18 protein-coding genes are annotated in these 19,459 nt (G+C 43.2%); 10 read left to right on the top strand and 8 right to left on the bottom strand.

The features are described from left to right. The first annotated feature begins 33 nt into the window (after positions 1 to 33). Together fucP and ACO6S0_RS03470 are read left to right on the top strand one after the other, a co-directional pair. Positions 34 to 1,380 (top strand): L-fucose:H+ symporter permease, encoded by a 1,347-nt coding sequence (gene fucP / locus ACO6S0_RS03475; RefSeq protein WP_422350633.1) that lies wholly within the window; start codon positions 34 to 36, stop codon positions 1,378 to 1,380. Between the two features lie 10 nt (positions 1,381 to 1,390). After that, positions 1,391 to 1,726 carry an L-rhamnose mutarotase gene (locus ACO6S0_RS03470; protein ID WP_422350632.1) on the top strand — a complete coding sequence of 112 codons (336 nt, stop codon included), beginning with the start codon at positions 1,391 to 1,393 and terminating at the stop codon, positions 1,724 to 1,726. A gap of 27 nt (positions 1,727 to 1,753) precedes the next feature. Here ACO6S0_RS03470 and ACO6S0_RS03465 read toward each other — a convergent pair whose 3' ends face one another. The 7 genes from ACO6S0_RS03465 to ACO6S0_RS03435 all read right to left on the bottom strand — a co-directional run bounded on the left by ACO6S0_RS03465 (position 1,754) and on the right by ACO6S0_RS03435 (position 11,525). Continuing rightward, positions 1,754 to 3,274, bottom strand: a complete 1,521-nt coding sequence (locus tag ACO6S0_RS03465) for a sulfatase-like hydrolase/transferase (RefSeq protein ID WP_422350631.1) — start codon at positions 3,272 to 3,274, stop codon at positions 1,754 to 1,756. Between the two features lies 1 nt (position 3,275). Beyond that, the gene (locus tag ACO6S0_RS03460) at positions 3,276 to 4,784 is read right to left on the bottom strand and encodes a sulfatase (RefSeq protein WP_422350630.1); all 1,509 of its coding nucleotides are present in this window, start codon (positions 4,782 to 4,784) and stop codon (positions 3,276 to 3,278) included. A gap of 234 nt (positions 4,785 to 5,018) precedes the next feature. Next, entirely contained in the window at positions 5,019 to 6,467 is a 1,449-nt protein-coding gene (locus ACO6S0_RS03455; RefSeq protein WP_422350629.1) for a sulfatase, read from the bottom strand. 64 nt (positions 6,468 to 6,531) lie between these two features. Then, positions 6,532 to 7,836, bottom strand: coding sequence for a sulfatase-like hydrolase/transferase (locus ACO6S0_RS03450; RefSeq protein ID WP_422350628.1), 1,305 nt, complete (start codon positions 7,834 to 7,836; stop codon positions 6,532 to 6,534). Between the two features lie 7 nt (positions 7,837 to 7,843). Beyond that, the gene (locus tag ACO6S0_RS03445; protein ID WP_422350627.1) at positions 7,844 to 9,295 is read right to left on the bottom strand and encodes a sulfatase; all 1,452 of its coding nucleotides are present in this window, start codon (positions 9,293 to 9,295) and stop codon (positions 7,844 to 7,846) included. 30 nt (positions 9,296 to 9,325) lie between these two features. Then, a complete protein-coding gene (locus tag ACO6S0_RS03440; RefSeq protein WP_422350626.1) occupies positions 9,326 to 10,168 on the bottom strand; it encodes a fumarylacetoacetate hydrolase family protein in 843 nt (280 codons plus the stop codon). Positions 10,169 to 10,463: 295 nt separating this feature from the next. Then, entirely contained in the window at positions 10,464 to 11,525 is a 1,062-nt protein-coding gene (locus tag ACO6S0_RS03435; protein ID WP_422350625.1) for an SMP-30/gluconolactonase/LRE family protein, read from the bottom strand. A 200-nt stretch (positions 11,526 to 11,725) separates the two neighbouring features. Between ACO6S0_RS03435 and ACO6S0_RS03430 the strand changes: the two genes are divergently transcribed. After that, positions 11,726 to 12,913 (top strand): aldose epimerase family protein, encoded by a 1,188-nt coding sequence (locus ACO6S0_RS03430; protein ID WP_422350624.1) that lies wholly within the window; start codon positions 11,726 to 11,728, stop codon positions 12,911 to 12,913. Positions 12,914 to 12,944: 31 nt separating this feature from the next. On the opposite strand, the gene ACO6S0_RS03425 is transcribed toward ACO6S0_RS03430, so the two are convergent. After that, positions 12,945 to 13,376 (bottom strand): RrF2 family transcriptional regulator, encoded by a 432-nt coding sequence (locus ACO6S0_RS03425; protein ID WP_422350623.1) that lies wholly within the window; start codon positions 13,374 to 13,376, stop codon positions 12,945 to 12,947. Positions 13,377 to 13,500: 124 nt separating this feature from the next. Between ACO6S0_RS03425 and ACO6S0_RS03420 the strand changes: the two genes are divergently transcribed. The 7 genes from ACO6S0_RS03420 to ACO6S0_RS03390 all read left to right on the top strand — a co-directional run bounded on the left by ACO6S0_RS03420 (position 13,501) and on the right by ACO6S0_RS03390 (position 19,414). After that, positions 13,501 to 14,004 carry a c-type cytochrome gene (locus ACO6S0_RS03420; RefSeq protein ID WP_422350622.1) on the top strand — a complete coding sequence of 168 codons (504 nt, stop codon included), beginning with the start codon at positions 13,501 to 13,503 and terminating at the stop codon, positions 14,002 to 14,004. A gap of 8 nt (positions 14,005 to 14,012) precedes the next feature. Then, on the top strand, positions 14,013 to 14,594 hold the full coding sequence (locus ACO6S0_RS03415; RefSeq protein ID WP_422350621.1) for a fasciclin domain-containing protein: 582 nt from the start codon (positions 14,013 to 14,015) through the stop codon (positions 14,592 to 14,594). A gap of 31 nt (positions 14,595 to 14,625) precedes the next feature. Continuing rightward, the gene (nosZ, locus tag ACO6S0_RS03410) at positions 14,626 to 16,584 is read left to right on the top strand and encodes a Sec-dependent nitrous-oxide reductase (protein ID WP_422350620.1); all 1,959 of its coding nucleotides are present in this window, start codon (positions 14,626 to 14,628) and stop codon (positions 16,582 to 16,584) included. A gap of 78 nt (positions 16,585 to 16,662) precedes the next feature. Then, a complete protein-coding gene (locus ACO6S0_RS03405) occupies positions 16,663 to 17,265 on the top strand; it encodes a hypothetical protein (protein ID WP_422350619.1) in 603 nt (200 codons plus the stop codon). A gap of 1 nt (position 17,266) precedes the next feature. Further along, positions 17,267 to 17,713 (top strand): nitrous oxide reductase accessory protein NosL, encoded by a 447-nt coding sequence (locus ACO6S0_RS03400; RefSeq protein ID WP_422350618.1) that lies wholly within the window; start codon positions 17,267 to 17,269, stop codon positions 17,711 to 17,713. Positions 17,714 to 17,721: 8 nt separating this feature from the next. Continuing rightward, entirely contained in the window at positions 17,722 to 18,015 is a 294-nt protein-coding gene (locus ACO6S0_RS03395) for a hypothetical protein (protein ID WP_422350617.1), read from the top strand. Positions 18,016 to 18,022: 7 nt separating this feature from the next. Next, positions 18,023 to 19,414 (top strand): nitrous oxide reductase accessory protein NosL, encoded by a 1,392-nt coding sequence (locus ACO6S0_RS03390; protein ID WP_422350616.1) that lies wholly within the window; start codon positions 18,023 to 18,025, stop codon positions 19,412 to 19,414. Positions 19,415 to 19,459 lie beyond the last annotated feature (45 nt).

The raw sequence follows: 19,459 nt of genomic DNA, 5'->3' as shown, positions 1-19,459 counted from the left end.
ATCAATAAACTAGAAAACCAATAACCTATAATTATGGAGCAAAAACAAAGAATCCCGGTAGTTGCCAAAGCGTTTCTTGTACCATTTATTCTTGTAACCAGTCTATTTTTCCTTTGGGGTTTTCCTAATGATCTTACCAATCCCATGGTGGAAGTTTTTAAGAACGTACTGGATATTTCCAATGTAAAGGCTTCCTATGTGCAGCTTGCTTTTTACGGCGGATATGGTACCATGGCCATACCAGCAGCCCTTTTCATTAGGAAGTACAGCTACAAATCCGGGATTGTTCTAGGGCTCATCCTGTTCTCCGCAGGAGCGCTCATGTTTTACCCGTCGGCACTTTTGGCCAGCTATAACTTCTTCTTGATTTCCTTTTATATCCTCACCTTCGGATTGGCTTTTTTGGAAACCACTGCCAACCCTATGATTTTGGAATTGGGAGATCCCAGGACCGCCACGCAACGACTAAACCTATCCCAGGCTTTCAACCCCATGGGGGCTTTATCAGGACAATTGGTGGCTCGACTTTATGTGGTTGATCGGTTGGACACAAAAATTGGGGCAGATACCTCATCCTTGGCATCCTCCGCCCTATCCCCTGAACAACACCAGCAAATGGTTGAGCACGATTTATCCGTGATTAGTGCTCCTTACATTGTTCTGGGTTTTGTAGTCTTGGCCATCTTGTTGGTTTTCCTTTTCGTAAAGATCGATAACGGTAGCAAAACTGTTGAGAAATTAGACCTGAAAGAGACTTTTTCTAGACTCTTTTCCAATAAATCCTATTATGAAGGCGTATTGGCCCAGTTTTTCTATGTGGCCGCACAAATCATGGTATGGACGTTTATTTATCAATATGTGACCAATCTTAATGCTTCTAGAGGAGCGGATGAACAATTGAATGCCGTGGTCTATGCCGCTGCTTCGACCATTTTGTTCCTAACAGCCAGATGGATATGTACATTCTTGTTCCGATATATCTCTTCGGCCAAGCTCATGCTCATCTTTGCCATACTTGGAAGTGTGCTCTGCACAGGGGCCATCGTCCTTAGTGGAATGGTTGGTTTGTATTGCTTGGTAGGGGTCTCCTTTGCCATGTCGCTAATGTTCCCGACCATCTATGGCATTGCGCTTAAAGGAATGGGTGATGAGGCCAAAATTGGTTCTGCGGGATTGATCCTGGGAATTGTGGGGGGAGCACTGATGCCGCCACTGCAGGGAAGAATTATTGACATGGGAGGAACCGGTCTTAGCGATGTTAAATTGTTCGGATTCATTCCAGAGGTCAACTTTTCGTTCATCTTGCCTTTGACCTGTTTGATTTTGGTAGCAATATATAGCTATCGCTCTATGAAGAGACAACGTCTGGAAACCGCATAAAAAGAAAATCATGAGTTTACAAAGGTTTGCTTTGGCCTTGGATTTAAAGGATGACCCAAAATTGATTGCGGCATATAAAGCGTACCACAAAAAAATCTGGCCCGAAATAGAGGCCAGTATCAGGGACGCTGGCATTGATTCCATGGAGATTTACCTATTAGGCAATAGGCTTTTCATGATCATTGAGGCTGACGATTCCTTTTCTTTCGAACAAAAATCCAAAATGGACGAAAGCAATTCCAAGGTTCAGGAATGGGAAGATTTAATGTGGAATTATCAGCAAGCTTTATCCATGGCCAAGCCAGGGGAAAAATGGATGTTAATGGAAAAGATATTCGAACTCTAAAAAGCTCTATAAACAACTCACTGTATTTTATAAAGTTTGATGTAGTTCATTCAAATCCAGTGGGTCATTCATTTTCTTTTGCAAGGCCATCAAATCAGAAAATAAGCTTTCAACCAGAGCTTTGTTTTCTGGATTCCCACCCAAATTATGCATCTCAAGAGGATCTTCTTCCAAATTGAACAGGAGCAGTTTGTTTATTTTGGGGTACACAATGAGCTTGTATCCATCTTTTCTGATCATGCGTTGGGATGATTGTTCAAAAGCCCCATACACGCCATCTGTCAAACTCCCGGTTTGCGTCTCCCCTTTGGCCAAGGGCAACAGGCTATTGAACTCTACATATGCTGGTTTCTCAATTTTGGCCAATTCAAGACTCGTAGCCATAATATCCTGTAGATAAACATCGGTATTGATTTGCTGTCCTGCGGGAATATCTGGTCCTACCACCATTAAAGGTACCCTAATACTGTGATCAAACATGCTCTGTTTACCCAACAATCCATGGTGTCCCACTGACAACCCATGATCACCGGTAAAAAAGATATAGGTATTGTCCAGCTTGCCGGAAGTTTCCAAAGCGTCCAAAATCTTGCCCACTTGCTCATCCAAATGGGTGATAATGGCATAATATTCCTTTAAATGTGTTTTTATCGCAAAAGGTGTTCTAGGGAATGGACCCAAGGCTTCATCACGCATGGTGAAACTGCTGTTCATGGCTTCTCCATATGGATATTCTGGAAGCCAGTTATCGGGTACTGGAATGTCCTCAATATCGTACCGATCCAAAAATGATTGTGGGGATTGCCGTGGATCATGGGGAGCGTTGAACGCCAAGTACATAAAGAATGGATTGTCTTTTTGGCTTGCATCTTCCAGAAAGTCCAGCGCATCATCCTTGATTACCTCACTCCAGTGTTTACCTCCTTCCCAAAACCCCTTGAACTTGGGGTCTGATGGCGACCATAGGGTATCATTTTCATCAACAGGTCTAAAATAGGCCGGAGGCATTAAGGGCTTTACATCCTTTCCTTCCTTATAAGCCTTGTGAATTTCCTTCCAATCCGCTTGACTCCTCAAATCATCAGGCATCCCAGGGCGAATGTGACGGGCTGTATCAAAGACATAATCGGCAGGTGCATTTACATGCCATTTTCCGGTCATATAGGTAGCATATCCTTTGGAAGCCATTAGTCGTCCCCAGGTATTGTTGAGCGCAGTAGAGTCCCGCTCCCTCCATTTTGATGTGATTTCATGTGCATTCCAAATGGAAGTACCAGAAATGATCATGGATCTAGAGGCCACACAAATGGCACCGTTCCATCCTCCCATATTATAGGCATGCGTAAAGGTGGTCCCTTGATTAACCAGCCGATCCAGATTGGGGGTTTCAATCACATCATTTCCCATTGCATGCAGAGCCTCATAGGTATAGTCATCTGCAAAAAGGAACAGGATATTCGGGGTTCCATTGTCCTCTTTGGGTTGCTCTTGGCAAGCTCCCAATAAAAAAGCAATCACCAATACGCTAACAAGTTTTTTGAACATCATTTTATCGGTTTTCGGTTATTTCGATAGGGTATTCTACAAGTTTTTCCGTGGATTTATCCCATGGCATCTGAGCCTCAACCTCAGCTAGGTAATTGGAAAGCAACTGAACCAATTCTTCCTTTTTTGCTGCATGGGCCACAGTCAAGTTTTCTGTTTCACCAATATCTTTTTCAAGATTAAAGAGCTCAATTTTTCTATCAATATGATGATAAATCAGTTTCCAAGCACCTTTTCGCACCGCACTATAGGGCGGTTGATCATAGGTATTGGGAAAATGCCAATAAATTGGACGCTCTGTAGGATAGGCACCATTTCCAGAAAGCAATGGCACTATACTCATCCCATCCGCGCTTTTTTTGGCTTCTTCCTTTAGACCTGCTATTTCCAAAAAAGTGGGAAAGATATCTTCAATGATAAAGTATTCGTCGTTTACCGATGCTGCCTTGGTTATTCCTGGCCATTTTACCAGCATGGGTACCCTGACCCCTCCTTCGTACGGAGTTAGTTTATGGCCTCTCAAAGGAAGATTCTGGGCAGTTTGTTTTGGAGACCCATTGTCCGACATAAAAACAATGATTGTGTTGTCCGCAACGCCCAATCGTTCCAGGTTTGCCCTAATATCTCCCAAAGATTTGTCCATTCCCTCAATCATTGCCGCATAGGTGGCATCAAATTCGTTAAGGCCTGCATCAATATATTTTTGGTAGTACCGATTGTCCTTTTCCCAAGGCGCATGTATGGCATAGTGGGACATGTAGAGATAAAATGGCGTTTTCTCCGCTACCGCCTTGTCAACGGCCTTATTGGCTTCTATCGTCAAGGCCTCTGTTAAAAATATGTCCTCCCCATGATACTTCTCCAAGCCAGGAACATCCCAAACACCCATACCGTTTCTCCATGCGGCACTAAAGTTGTATTTCCCTAAGTAACTACCCGGACCACCTGCTGCATGACCTGCAATATTGACATCGAACCCAAGATTCAGTGGATTTTCTCCAGGAGTTTCCCTGGCCCCAAAATGGGCCTTGCCAACATGAATGGTTTTGTAGCCTGCAGTTTTCAATAATTGTGGAAGGGTTTGGGCATGAACTGTTTTATTGATTCCAGCTTGGGCACTTAGTCCATTAACGTTCCAGTCCGGGGCCACGACTTTGTCGTGCTTGGAATCCGTGGATTTATCCGGAAACAAAGTCCAGTTGGTCACTCGGTGCCTTGCGGCATTCAAACCCGTCATCAGGCTAACACGTGATGGGGAGCATACGGCCGAAGCATAGGCTTGGGTAAATTTCATCCCCTCATTGGCCAATTGTTCCATGTTTGGAGTATGATACATTTTGTTAAGTTGGGTCAACTCTGTATGAAATGGGACAGAAGTGTCTTGCCAACCCATGTCATCTACAAAAAAGAAAACAATATTGGGTGGTTTTTGCGCTTCTGATTTGGATTGACAGGATGCCAAAAGAACCAAAACACCTAAGACAACGAATGAAATTTTTTTGGGAAAATCCATAAACTAGTTATTGGCGTACCATTTATTTTGGAGATATAAAGTAGACAAAGAACTTCCTTGCCCGACTTAGTCATGGTAATTCCATCAAATTTATCGTTACAGATGGGCCAATTCCACCAAATACTTCACCCAAAGGTGTACTTTATTTGCAGTTCCCGTGCAAAATCCCAACTTTTCGGGTCAATTTCTCTCAATGATCAATTTGCACCCAGCTAGCGCTCCGTGTATTCCAAATCAGTAATCTGCATTGTTGGCACTGGCTTCTTGGGATGCCTTCCAAAGATTCCATTCCTCCACCATCTTCCGTAATTGACTGGGGTTGGATTCAGCTAAATTTTCAGTTTCCGACGGGTCTTCTGAAATGTTATACAGCTCAAAGGTGTTTCCGTTGTCATTGCTGTATATTTTGAAGTCTTCACCGATTAGGGCTGCTTGCTGGCTGAACCTGAAGGCCAGGTTCTTTTCTCTAGTATTCACCGTTCCTTGAATCAAAGGCATTAAATCAACTCCATCATAAGGGCGATTGAATTTTTTCAAATCTATGTTCAGCACATTGGCAATGGTTGGAAAGTAATCCGAGGTAAAGCAAGGGGATTCCAGTTTTTTACCAGCAGGAATGGTACCAGGCCATTCAACAATGCCAGGCACCCTGATACCTCCTTCATGGAGGCTTCTTTTTCTTCCCTTGAGTCCTTTGGTCAGTCCCTGTGTCCTACCCCTAACTTCTTTACCTTCTGGTCCATTGTCGCTTGTAAAGAATAAGATGGTATTATCGGCCACACCAAGCTCCTTTAGCTTGTTTCTTAACCTACCCACCTGTTCATCCATGGCGGTCAGAGTCCCATAATAATGCTGTTGATCTTCGGGTAAGTCAACATACTGTTTTCTGTAAGCTTCCCCCGTCAAAACAGGAAGATGCGGGGTATGGAACCAAATAACACTCAAAAAGGGTTGTTTCCTATCCACTGCACTTTCAATAAAAGGGACTACCCTATCCATAATCACTCGGGAATCATCGCCTTCCAGGTTTTCAGTTTCAACTGTTCCCGGTGCCGTCCAATACCGCGTATTAAAGGATTTTCCAGTTTCCAGTGCTGCCGAGACATCACCGGCCGTCTTTGGTGGCGTAATCATGGGATCCCAAGTGGGCACTTTTGATTCCGTAACAAAGTAGGTGTCAAAGCCATGATCCGTAGGCGGAGCATAATGTGCATCATGCTGCGGCCTTCCTCCACGGTTGGCATCAATCGTATCCCGAGTGAGCGTTCCCAAATGCCATTTTCCAAAATGTCCTGTGGTATAACCTGCTTCCTTAACCAGCTCGGCAAGGGTTACTTCTTCTGACTTTATATGCCCACAATTGGCCGTACAGATGCCATAGCGCAGGGGATGACGTCCAGTCAACACACTTCCTCGAGTGGGAGAACACACGGCTGAAGCAGCATAAAATCGGTTGAACACCACCCCATTGGCCGCCATCTTATCCAAGTTGGGTGTCTTCAAATAGGGATGTCCATTATAGCCAGTATCACCCCATCCCTGATCATCCGTCATGATCAAGATAATATTGGGTTTTTCGGGGGAGTCGGCTTCCTTTCTGTTTTTATCTTTTATATCTCTACAACCAACTATTGCAAATCCAAGAATAAGTGGAAGAATAAAAAGTAGTAGTATGTGCTTCAAACTTTGTGTTTTAAAAGTGGTTTAGGTTGATTGTATAAAGAATTTGCTATTCCTTTTATTTCCTTTATTGATATTCCTTCAAAACTTTCTTGAATTGATACACCAGCTGCTTAACCTCAGATGGCTGCTCTTCCACGCTTAGTGGATTTTGCTCACTCGGATCTTCTTTTAGATGATAGAGCTCCCCATTTTCATAGAGTTTCCAAGTTTTATTCTGCACATATCTTTTGGGTTCAAATTTTCCCCAGTTGGGATCATAGTGGCAAAATACCCAATCTCGTGGAGTATAATCGGCCCCTGTCAATTGTGGATAGAAACTAAAACCGTCGGTTTCGGTTTTATCCAGTTTCTTTTGGGTGGCCGCTTCCATAATACTGGGTAGAAAATCTGTAAAGTCAATTAGGTTTGGGTTTACAGTTCCTTTTTGAATATGTCCCTTCCAATTGGCAATAAAAGGGACATGGGTTCCTGCATCCGTGGTGTATCCCTTTTCACCCTTTAAGGGTTCACTATTGATTAGCGACGTTACATCCCTATCTGTTCCATTATCCCCAATAAACAAGATCAGGGTGTTTTCCCTAATCCCCAGAGATTCAGTTGCATTGACTATACGCCCCACCAATTTATCCATATAGCCCACCATTTCGCCAAAATATTTTGGGTCGTTTGTCTTTGACTTGGGGTCAAACCCTCCAAATTCTTGATTGTCTGGTGTTGGAACAAAGGGGTCATGGGTAAGTACCATGGGATAATACACAAAAAATGGGTTGTCCTTGTTCTTGCTCATAAAAGCATTGATATAGTCCACGAACACATCTGGTCCAAATTCACCCTTTAATTCCTTCACTCCCTGGCCTTTAATAGATAACAATGGATCTTTATATCGAGAGCCACGTTGATCTACTTGCCATAGACAGAAATCATCAAAACCTGTATTTTCTGGAAGGGATCCCACTTTGTTCCCTGCCAAGGTTTGTTGATGCTCATTGCCCAACAATTGCCATTTCCCTGCAAGCAGGGTTTTATAGCCTGCTTCCTGCATATAGTGTCCAAAGGTTTTCTCCTTGGGATCTAGCAATCCGAATCCTATATAGTTTCTGAAATTGTATTTCCCTGTCATCAGCTGCACTCTGGACGGGGTACACAGGGGAGTCGAATAACAATGGTCAAACCGCATCCCTTCTGCGGCAAGTCGGTCCAAATTAGGGGTTTTGTAACTGTTGCTTCCATATACGCCCAAGGTCTCATAACCCAAGTCATCCGCCATAATCAGAATAATGTTGGGGCTTTGGTTATTGTTTTTATCGCTGCTGTCAGATTTACACGACCAAACAAGTACTATCAAGGATATACATAGAAGTTTTTTCATTTTGACCTTACTTTTTTGAATAGTCTATACCCAAGTCATTCGTTCTTACCTCCAACAACTTCTGTTTTAATTTTTCCTGAAAGTAGCTTACGTTCTCTTGGTACTCAGGAAGCGCGGCCAGATTGGTATACTGTCCTGGATCTTGCTGCATATCAAAAAGCTCTATGCCCAATGAAGCATCCTCTCCATATTGGATGTAGGCCCACTTATTAGTTCGCAACAAAAAAGTCTCCCCGTTTTGGGTCACCGAAAAAGCCATATCACGCACCTTATGCTCCGGGTCATCCAAAGTTTTGACCAAACTTTTTCCCTGAATATGTTCGGAATATGAAAGTCCTGCCAATTCTGATACGGTGGGATATAAATCCAACAATTCTACAAAAGAGTTACATACCGCAGGCTCTTTTCCAGGAACTTTTATTATCAATGGGACTTTGGCAGATTCTTCCTTTACACTGACCTTCATCCAAAACTCATGTTCCCCCAGATGAAACCCATGATCTGAAGTGAAAATGACTATGGTATTATCCTCCAAGCCCTCATCTTTTAGAGTTTTAAGCACTTTCCCTACTTGGCGGTCCATGTAAGTAACGGAGGCATAATAGGCTGCGATGGCTTTTTGTTTTTGCACCTGGGTCATTTGTGCATTCTTGCTGGTTACATAGTTAATACCCTTTTGGGGAATATCGTCCCAGTCTACCTCAAAGTTGTAGGGGAGCTCAATATCCTCATGCGGATACGGCTTAAAGTCCTCCCGCGGCGCAACGAATGGAACATGGGGCCTTACAAAACCAACAGCTAGAAAAAAAGGTTTATCCTTGTGCTGTCGAATCAATTCCGAAGCTTTGGCTGCGGTTTTCCCATCGGAATGGACCTCGTCATCGCCATCCGCTTTTACAATAGTCATCACGTTGCCTCCCTTAATGGGTTTGGAACCATCAGGATTTCCTTGAACCAGCTCACCATCGCCCAAGGCAGTCCATTCCGGGCCTTGGCTGTTAAATCGCTCGGTCCAGGAGGCCTCATCGTCCTTTCCATCAGACCCCAATTCAATATCAATGGGAACCCCCATATGATAAATCTTGCTCACCCGAGCTGTGTAATACCCATTGTTCTTAAACAATTGGGGCCATGTGACCCTTTCATCCCCAATGTTTTCCCTTCCGCTGACATAGCCAAAGGTTTGAGTCGCATTGGGGTAATACCCTGTTAAAAATGAAGCCCTTGAAGGCCCACATACCGGATATTGGCAGTAGGCACGTGTATAACGGGTACCTTCAGCAGCCAAACCATCAATATTTGGGGTCTGGGATACCTTGTTCCCGTAAGAGGAAACAGCAGTTGTAGTGAGGTCATCAGCGATGATAAAGAGTATGTTTGGTTTTCTTTGCTCCTTTCCATCACTTTGACAAGAGAGGAACAAAATGCTACAGATGATGAGAATCAACTTGGTCTTCATAAAGCTTCCGTCAATTTGTAAACTATGTTTCTATTCCTTTCTGCCTACATGATTAGCGAGTTTTCCAATGCCATCAATGGCAATGGAAATCTTATCTCCCACTTCTAATGTAAAATCGTCTGGTGGTACCAAACAAGTTCCTGTCATTAGAAAAACACCTTGGGGAAAATCACATTCCCGAAACAAAAAAGATACCAACTCCCCAAAATCACGTTTTATCTTGGAAATGGCCACATCTTCCTTGAACATGGTCTTTCCATCCCTTTCAATGATAATATAAATTCTTGTCGTAGTTGGAATTGGGCCTTTTGGAACATAAATGCATGGACCCAAGGCAGCACATTTCTCATAAACCTTGGCCTGGGGAAGGTACAAGGGATTTTCACCTTCTATACTTCTTGAACTCATATCGTTGCCAATGGTATAGCCTTCAATAGACCCATTGGAGTTAATGAGCAAAGTCAATTCCGGTTCTGGAACATTCCAAGTGGAATCTTTCCTTATATACACCTCATCGCCAGAGCCTACACATCTCTGGGCCGTGGCCTTAAAGAAAAGTTCAGGTCTTTCCGCATCATATACCATATCGTAAAAAAACGAACCTCCTGATGCTTTGGCCTCATCCATCCTTGCAGATTTGCTTCGCTCATAGGTAACCCCTGCTGCCCAAATTTCATGATTGCCCATTGGAGGGTCAAATCTGTTTCCATTTAAAAAAGCACCATCTACCTGCTCCCAATCCGCTATTTCTTCCTGTAGTGCATTATAAAGTCCATCACGGTTAAGGAAATCTGCCCAATCGGTGATTACCTTCTTATAGTAATAGCCATCATTATCCAGGAAAGCTGTGGTTCCCTTTTTATATACTTTCATCTATCAGGTTTTAACTTCCATAAGGAAGCGCTACGGATAAAATTTAAAGGTAAGTTGGCCAACTTTTGGTGGCTAGCAGAAAATTTACTTATACCTATACTCTTTTTGCTTTTGGGTTGGGAATTCACCGCTGGTCAATATTATTTCAGAAGAATTTTAAGTTTAAGCCGTGGTTAGGAATCCCGTTTTTCATTCAAGAACCCTTAGGTGCCCAAAATAAGGTGATGCCGGGGGCAAACTCAATTTACCAAACCTCCTATAATTCTCCCAACATATAAAACGGTAAATTATACAATCATTTAAGTTGAACCCTTAACAAGTAATCATCAGCGGTAAGGAAAAGTTGTTTTTCGTCAGTGCTAAGCGCACAATTGGAAGTTCGTTGCCCAGTGTAAATCCTTGCCAAGGTTTTTCCTGCAGCATCAAATATCCATAGTCCCCCTGGGCCAGTAGCCAATACATATTCTTGACTGTGCACCTTTAATCCATCCGGTGCCCCTTGCTGTCCTTCTTTGCCCATTAAATGGGTAGCATCATAAAACAGTTTTTTGTTTTCCACCACACCTGGTTCCTTTACATCGTACTGGTACCATACGGCATGCTTGGAATCGGAAACAGCAACATAAAGTTTGTCCTGATCTGGGGACAGGCAAATTCCGTTAGGCCTTGTCAACTTATCCAACAACACTAATTCCCCAGAAGTTTTTAAGCAGTACACGCCTTGAAAATCCAACTCTTTTTCGGGGTCATCCATACCCTTGGGAAGACCATAAGGTGGATCGGTAAAATAGAAATTGCCCTGCTTGTCAAAATAACCATCGTTGGGGCTATTGAATCGTTTACCTTCATAGTTGTCCACCAAAGGTTCAAACTCGGATTTGGGTTGACTCAATGGAGCAGTCATACGCGCAACCCTTCGTTCCCCATGTTGCATTAAGACCAACTGTCCATTGCCATCCAAAGTTAGGCCATTGGATCCTGGCTCCTTAAAGTCATCCCCTACTTCTCCCAAAAATCCAGATGGGTGGAGATAGGTAGTCGTATCCTTTGTCTGGGAATCCCATTTAAACACCTTGTTGTTGGGAATATCGGAAAATAGCAAATATTTCCCCTCGTCAATCCATAGCGGGCCTTCCGACCATTTAAATCCGCTTGCCAAAACCTCAATGGAAGCGGCTGAATCTATAATTTTTAGTGCTTCTTCGTCCAAAATTTCAATTGCAAAAGCTTGGGAAATATCTACAAGCTGCTTTGAAATCGGTTCTTGCTTTTCAAGTGCTGCTTTTGGAGTCTGTTTGCATGAGGCCATGCTTAAAACGACAAGGCATCCCACTATAAGGTTATTCTTGATATTCATAGGTTGGTCGAATTTTACTTTGTACAAGGTACTCGAAAAATAATGATAATTTGGAATAAAGCAACTTGTGAGCCAGCTAAATTGAGGCCTGCGAAATCAAGGATTACTTATGCTGCCATTCTTTCTCAAGGCATAACAATATGCTACAAATGTGTTCTCCCAAATTTAATTACATTTAAAGCTTGCAAATTCAAATAACTATGTCGGTTAAACATCTGAATTATCTTTTTTTAGTTTTTTTGTTCGCCATTTCGGCTTGTAAAAGAACGGAGCAAAAACCTACATCCGATAGCAACCAAACCCAACAGCAAACCACTATGGCCAATAAAATTGACCCTAAAAAATTTGAAAAGGTAGTTGAAGGCGACTCCATTTACATGCATATCCTTAAAAATAAGTCCGGAATAGAGGCATACTTCACCAACTACGGTCAGCGATTGGTGGCTTTGTACGTGCCAGACAAGCAGGGCAATTTTGGCGATATTGTATTGGGATGCAACAGTTTGGAGGGCTATTACGAGCCGGGAACTGATTACTTTGGATCGACCATTGGCCGCTATGGCAACCGTATAGCCAAAGGCAAGTTTACTTTGGATGGGAAAACATACACCCTAGCTACCAACAATGGGCCCAATCATCTGCATGGAGGAGACAAGGGTTATGACGAGGTCGTTTGGGCTGTCGACCATGCCTCAACCAAGGAAATTCAATATTCCAGAACCTCCCCTGATGGAGAAGAGGGATATCCTGGAAACCTTAAAGTAACTGTGCGTTATGTTTTGACCGATGACAACCAACTTCAAATTTTTTATGAAGCAAACACGGATCAAAAGACCATCGTGAACCTTACCCATCATTCTTTCTTTAATTTAAAGGGTGAAGGGCAAGGAACCATTTTGGACCACATCATAGAAATCAACGCTGACCACTATACACCCGTGGATTCTACCTTAATACCCCTTGGGACGATAGATTCCGTAGCGGGCACCCCACTAGATTTCACCACCGCAAAACCTATTGGACAGGATGTAGATGCAGATGTGGAACAGTTGAGGCACGGGGGTGGATTTGATCATAACTACGTACTCAACCCATCTCCGAAAAATAAAGACGGATTTACTTTTGCGGCCAGGGTAACCGAACCAGAATCCGGGAGAGTTATGGAGGTTTATACCAACGAACCTGGAATGCAATTTTATAGCGGGAATTTTATGGATGGCTCAGTACATGGAAAAAATGGTGAACCCTATGTTTATCGCGGTGCTATATGTCTGGAAACCCAGCACTACCCAGACTCACCCAACCAGCCCAATTTCCCAAGTACCGTGCTGGAGCCAGGACAGACGTATACGTCTGCTTGCGTATACAAGTTCAGTGTGGTGAAGTAGATTTCATCTAAAGTTTCAACAGACTAAATAATTAAAGCGGTAATACCGATTTACCCGCTTTTACATCCCCTATGAGCTGCTTAATAGTAGTTTCTTCAAGGTTTTTGATAAAAAAACTGTTGGCATTACCAACAAGGTCATGGAGTGCGCAGGGGTTTTCACTGTCACATTCATGTATACTAAGCATGCATGAACGGAGTCGCTGCTCCCCATCAATCACCTCTACCACACGGATCAAGGGCAAGTCAATGTTTTGGTCACTCGCGTAAAATCCCCCTTTTGGCCCTCTTGAGGAGGAAATAATACCATTTTTGGAAAGTTTCTGCATGAGTTTGGCCAAGTAGGATTGTGGCACATTGATTCTGGAATAAATGTCCTTCACCATTAATTTATTATCCTCATTGGTATGCAAGGCCAAATAAAGCACTGCTTTTAACGCATATTTGGCCGAATTTGAAAGCATGCTCCCTTGTCTTTAGTTCATTGTACAAAGTAAAAAAGATGTTTTTATCCGAAATGTGATTTTTATCATATTCTGCGCGAAATTCTGCCCATACATTTGCCCCAAATCCAACAATTGATATCACATGAAAATTATTGTAAAAGGCAGTTCGCTACTACTCTTGACCCTACTAATCGCCTGCGGGGGCAAACAAGAAAAAAAACAAGATGGCTTCCAGGTTGAAAGGCAAAAAACTACACAAAAAACCGAGCAAAAGGTGGAAACGGAAACTACCAAAGCATCGGAAAGAATAGACTTGGAAAGTAAAGGTGTTGGTCCTGTGACCTCGGTAACCCTAAACGATGCCATTGATCAAGCCATGGCTGATGAAGGTAAAGCAGTTTATGATCAAATGTGCCTTGCTTGCCACAGAATAGGCAAAAAGTTCATTGGACCCGCCCCAGATGGCATTTTAGAGAGAAGGTCACCGGAGTGGATCATGAACATGATCCTAAATCCTGAGGGCATGGTAAAGGATGACCCACTAGCCAAGGATTTGTTTATGGAATTTAATGGATCTCCCATGGCCAATCAAGGGCTAACCCAAGAACAAGCCCGGGCCGTGCTTGAATACTTTAGAACCTTATAAATATTTGTATGAAACTAGCAACCAGCATTAAACTTTTCATTGGTCTGTTCCTAGCCGGATCCCTCTTGACCGGTTGCAAGAACGAGACCAACACCCAGAGCCCGTCCGCCAATGAGGTGGCGTCACAGCAAGAAAGCAAAAAACAGGGCCAAGCATTCCTAAAGGATGATGAAGCTACACCCAATGTCCTTGACATTGCCATTGGCTCCAAGGACCACTCTACCTTGGTAGCTGCGGTACAGGCAGCCAAGTTGGAAAATGCCTTGGTCAATGCAGGTCCCTTAATGGTCTTTGCACCCACCAACGCCGCATTTGAAGCTTTGCCTGATGGAACGGTTGAAAATTTGCTCAAACCTGAAAACAAGGCTGCCCTGGCCAACATTTTACAATACCATGTAACCCCAGGAAAATACAGTAAGGATTTCCTAAAGAAGTTCAAGAAACTGGGACAAGCCAATAATCAGAGTGTATCCGTGGAAGTCCAAGGGGATGACGTATTTATTGGCGGTGCCAAAATTTTGGCCAGTGTACCTGCCGGAAATGGTATTGTGCATGTAGTGGACAAGGTAATGCTTCCACCAGAAGAATAGAAAATCAACAATTAAAATAAAAACAACTACGATGAATAAATTTCGCTTTTTAATGCTTGCCCTAATAGCTACAACCATGTTCCTGGTGAGCTGTAACCAAGGGGGCAACAGCTCCAACGGAGCACTGTCGTCCAGTGCTGCGGAGAAAGTTTATGTGGCACCCGGGGAACACGATGAGTTCTACGCCTTTGTCTCTGGAGGTTTTAGTGGACAACTTTCCGTCTACGGACTTCCATCTGGAAGGCTGTTCAAAGTCATTCCGGTGTTTTCACAAGATGCAGAAAAGGCATGGGGTTATAATGAAGAAACCAAGCCCATGCTCAATACTTCCCATGGATTTGTTCCTTGGGATGATGCCCACCACCCAGATATTTCCCAAACCAATGGGGAATTGGATGGCCGTTTCGTTTTCATTAATGGAAACAACACACCTAGGATAGCCAAAGTGGATCTTAGCGTGTTTGAAACCACAGAAATTATTGAGATTCCAAACAGTGCTGGTAACCACAGTTCCGCATTTGTTACTGAAAACACAGAGTACGTGGTAGCAGGAACCCGATTTTCCGTTCCAATACCGCAACGGGATATGCCCATTAACGAGTATAAGGGCAATTTCCAAGGCTCACTTTCCTTTATTAGTGTAGACCCGGAAGACGGAGGAATGGATCTTTCATTCCAAGTGCTCATGCCAGGTTTCGATTATGATTTGGCCCACCCAGGAAGGGGAGCTTCTCATGGATGGATGTTCTTCTCCACCTATAACTCTGAGGAGTCACATTCACTCATGGAAGTGAATGCCTCTCAAAATGATAAGGATTTCATTGCCGCGGTAAACTGGAAAAAAGCTGAGGAATATATCAAAGAAGGTAAATTCCAGACTATGCCCGCCAACTACGCACACAACGTGTATGATGAAGGGACCCATACGGCAACTTCGACCATGAAGAAAGAAGTGAGGGTTTTGGATGCCTCGGAATTACCTGGTTTGGTTTACCTGCTTCCAACTCCAAAATCGCCCCATGGTTGTGATGTAGATCCCACAGGCGAATACATTGTTGGGAACGGAAAACTCTCATCTGATTTGACCGTACACTCCTTTAGCAAAATGATTCAGGCCATTGAAAATAAACAATTTGATGGCGAGGCATACGGTATTCCAATCCTAAGCTTTGAAGATGTGCTTGCAGGAAGTGTGAAGCAGGCTGGTTTAGGTCCCCTACACACCGAATTTGATGGTAAAGGAAACGGCTATACTACCTTCTTTATTTCTTCTGAAGTAGTAAAATGGAAAGTAGGTACCTGGGAGGTAGTGGACAGACAGCCTTGCTACTATTCTGTAGGGCACTTGATGATTCCTGGCGGAAACTCAAGAAAACCCTTTGGTAAGTATGTCCTTGCCATGAATAAGATCACCAAGGACAGATATTTGCCAACTGGGCCAGAAGTAACGCAGTCAGCCCAACTTTACGATATTTCCGGTGAAAAAATGGAACTTCTGCTTGACTTCCCAACGGTTGGAGAACCTCACTACGCAGCTGGTATCGCCGCCGATTTGGTGAAGGAAAGATCCAAGAAAATATACAGTCTGGAAGAGAACAAGCACAAATATGCAACCACTTCCGATGCCAATGTAAGGGTAGAACGAGACGGAAATGAGGTACATGTGTACATGACCATGATCCGAAGCCATTTTAACCCGGATAATATTGAAGGTATCAAGGTTGGGGACAAAGTCTATTTCCATGTCACCAACTTGGAACAGGATTATGACGTACCCCACGGAGTAAGTATGATCGGTGCCAATACTTCAGAACTTCTGATCATGCCAGGACAGACTGAAACCTTTGTCTGGGAACCCAAGCAAGTAGGGGTATGGCCTTTCTACTGTACGGATTTCTGTTCAGCCCTACACCAAGAAATGCAGGGTTACGTAAGAGTTTCCCCTGCCAGCTCCAATATTGAGTTGAGCTGGTCACTGGGCGAAGATTAGTTTTAGTGCAAAGTTGAATTGTGAATGGATCAGCGGGAGGGCTTCCCTCCCGCTTTTTCAAACTTAATTATCCCATCCATGAAAAAGAAAGCTAGAATATTGATGCTAGTTGGAGCCTTGCTCCCCCTGTTACTATTTGTTTTCCCCTTATGGAAAATAACCTTGGAAGCACCACAGTATCCAACTCCGTTGGGTATGTTCATCCATATCAACGACTTTTCGGATGCTAACCCTCACGACATCAAAAACATCAATTTGATGAATCACTATGTGGGTATGAAGTATATTCCAGAAGCCATTCCAGAGTTCAAGATATTCCCAGCCGGAATCTTGATCACAACGTTTATAGGACTCCTAATAGCCTGGAAAGCCAATCACAAATGGTATTTATATTGGTTTGTTCTGATGGTAGTTCTAAGTAGTGCCGGGCTTTATGATTTTTACCTCTGGGAACACGATTATGGACATGACCTGGACCCCAAGGCCATCATGAAATTTACCAATCCAGATGGATCTGTAATGGGATTTCAACCTCCACTTTTTGGATCTAAGGACATTCTCAATTTTACAGCCCACTCCTATCCCCAATTGGGTGCTGTTAGCCTTGGTATTGGTATGGGGTTATCGTTGCTCGCCTATCTCTTTGTAAGACGGGAAAACAAAAAACTTAAAATCAGTTAGCATGAAAATCCGTCGTGTATCCAAGGTATTTTTGTTTCTATTGGCTGTGGCGGCATTGCTGAATTGTAATGCAAAGCCCCAAGAAATCACTTATGGAACAGATGGATGTCACTTTTGTAGGATGACCATTGTTGATGCCCAACATGCAGCACAATTGGTCACCAAAAAGGGGAAGGCGTTCAAGTTTGATGCCGTTGAGTGTATGGTCAATTATCTAAAGGAAGTGGACTCCAATACAGTTGCCCTTTATTTATGCAACCACTATAGCGAACCCAAGGAACTGATTGACGCCACCCAATCCACATTTTTAATCAGCAAATCCATTCCTAGCCCCATGGGCGCATATCTAACAGCCTTTGAAACAAAGGATGAAGCTATGGCCACGCAAGAAAAATCAATGGGAGAATTATATACCTGGAGTGAATTGCTTGTCCATCTCCAAAATTAAATCAAGCTATGTATAAAATTGACAATCATATCAGAACAGAGGGATTCGATGGCCTTAAAGTGCATCAATTGACAAAATCGGAATCCTTGGAAGTATTATTGATTTCTCTTGAAAAGGATACCATTTTTCCAGAACACAGCTCCCCAACAGACGCCCATTTGTTGGTTTTGGAGGGGGATATTGACTTTCGGATCAACCATCACAATTATAGGCTTATGGAACAGCAATACTTCAATTTTCCAAAGGAGGAAATACATTGGGTAAAAGCCCATAAAAATTCCAAATTCCTAATCATCAGATAAATAAATCATGAAAAAACTACATACTTTCTTTGCCTGCCTGCTAAGCATGGGCAGCCTTGTTTCTTTTGCCCAAAACAAAGAGCGATGCTCCGCCTGTGGCATGGACATTAACCAACCTCAATTCAAGACTCGTGCAGAAAAAACCAACGGTAAAATTGCGCATTTTGATTCAGTGGAATGTTTGGTCAACTTTGTCCAAACCAAGGACGAGCAAAGTTTCAAAGCCCTTATTGTTACCGATTTTAATACTGAAGAGGAAATTGATGCTTTACGCGCCTACTACCTAAAAAGTGAAAAGCTAGCTAGTCCCATGGGTGCCAATTTATCGGCATATACATCAAAAAAGGGTGCATTGGAGTCCAAAAAGACCCATGGTGGCGAGGTGTTGGATTGGCACGCGCTGAACAATCGTTTTACCTCCTCAAAATTTGGTCCTACAGAGCATATACACCACAATCACGGTCCCAATGCTTATGCCCCAAGTGGGGTAATGGGGGATCATTTGCATCCGAAAGGCGGCGTTATGATCTCATTGCGTTCCATGTATATGAGCATGGAGGGAAATCGAATGGGAAGCAATAAAATCCAGGATTCAAATATTTATCAGAATTTCATGGTCGCTCCCCAACAAATGAGCATGGAAATGTTCATGTTGGGCCTTATGTATGCGCCTTCGGATAAGGTAACCCTAATGCTCATGCAAAATATGGTCAGCAAGGACATGGACCTTACGGCCCAGATGACCATGGGAAATGGCATGGCAATGCAAAATGATTTTTCCACCTCATCCAGTGGCCTAGGAGATTTAAAATTGGGGATGCTCTATGGTGTTTTCTCCAAAGGCAAAAACTCACTTCACTTGAATACTCGTATTAACATCCCCATAGGAACCGTGGACAATAGGGATGCTACTCCTATGATGCCCGATGCGAAGTTACCCTATGCGATGCAATTGGGTACCGGCACCCTGGACTTGAGTTTAGGGGCAACTTTTAAACAAAAGTATTCCAATTTTGCCTGGGGAGTTCAACAATTGAATACTTTTAGTACAGGCCGAAACAGTGAAGGCTATCGTTTCGGAAATATTCACGAATTTCATAGCTGGATGGGTTATAACATTTCCAACATCATTGGGTTCAACCTAAGGCTTAGCGGCAGTACCCAGGCCACTATCTCGGGTATGGATACCGACCTCAATCCTATGATGGTTCCAACCGCGAATCCGGCCAATTATGGAGGTGAGCTGCTTTCCGCAGGTTTGGGAACCAACATTTTGGTAGCCAATGGAAAACTTGTATTGGGGGTTGAGTTGAATGCTCCCCTATACCAAAACTACAATGGTATTTTCATGAACACGGACTACACCATTAATGCAGGCGTAAGGTATAACGTGTTATAGCCGATTTCAATCATGAAAGCTTGTAGCAGACTTCTTTTGATACTT

Origin of the sequence: Flagellimonas sp. (genome assembly GCF_965233845.1) — a bacterium.
Taxonomy (GTDB): domain Bacteria; phylum Bacteroidota; class Bacteroidia; order Flavobacteriales; family Flavobacteriaceae; genus Flagellimonas.
The sequence above is the reverse complement of the archived record's forward strand: the minus strand, read 5'-3'. Positions and strand labels throughout refer to the sequence as shown.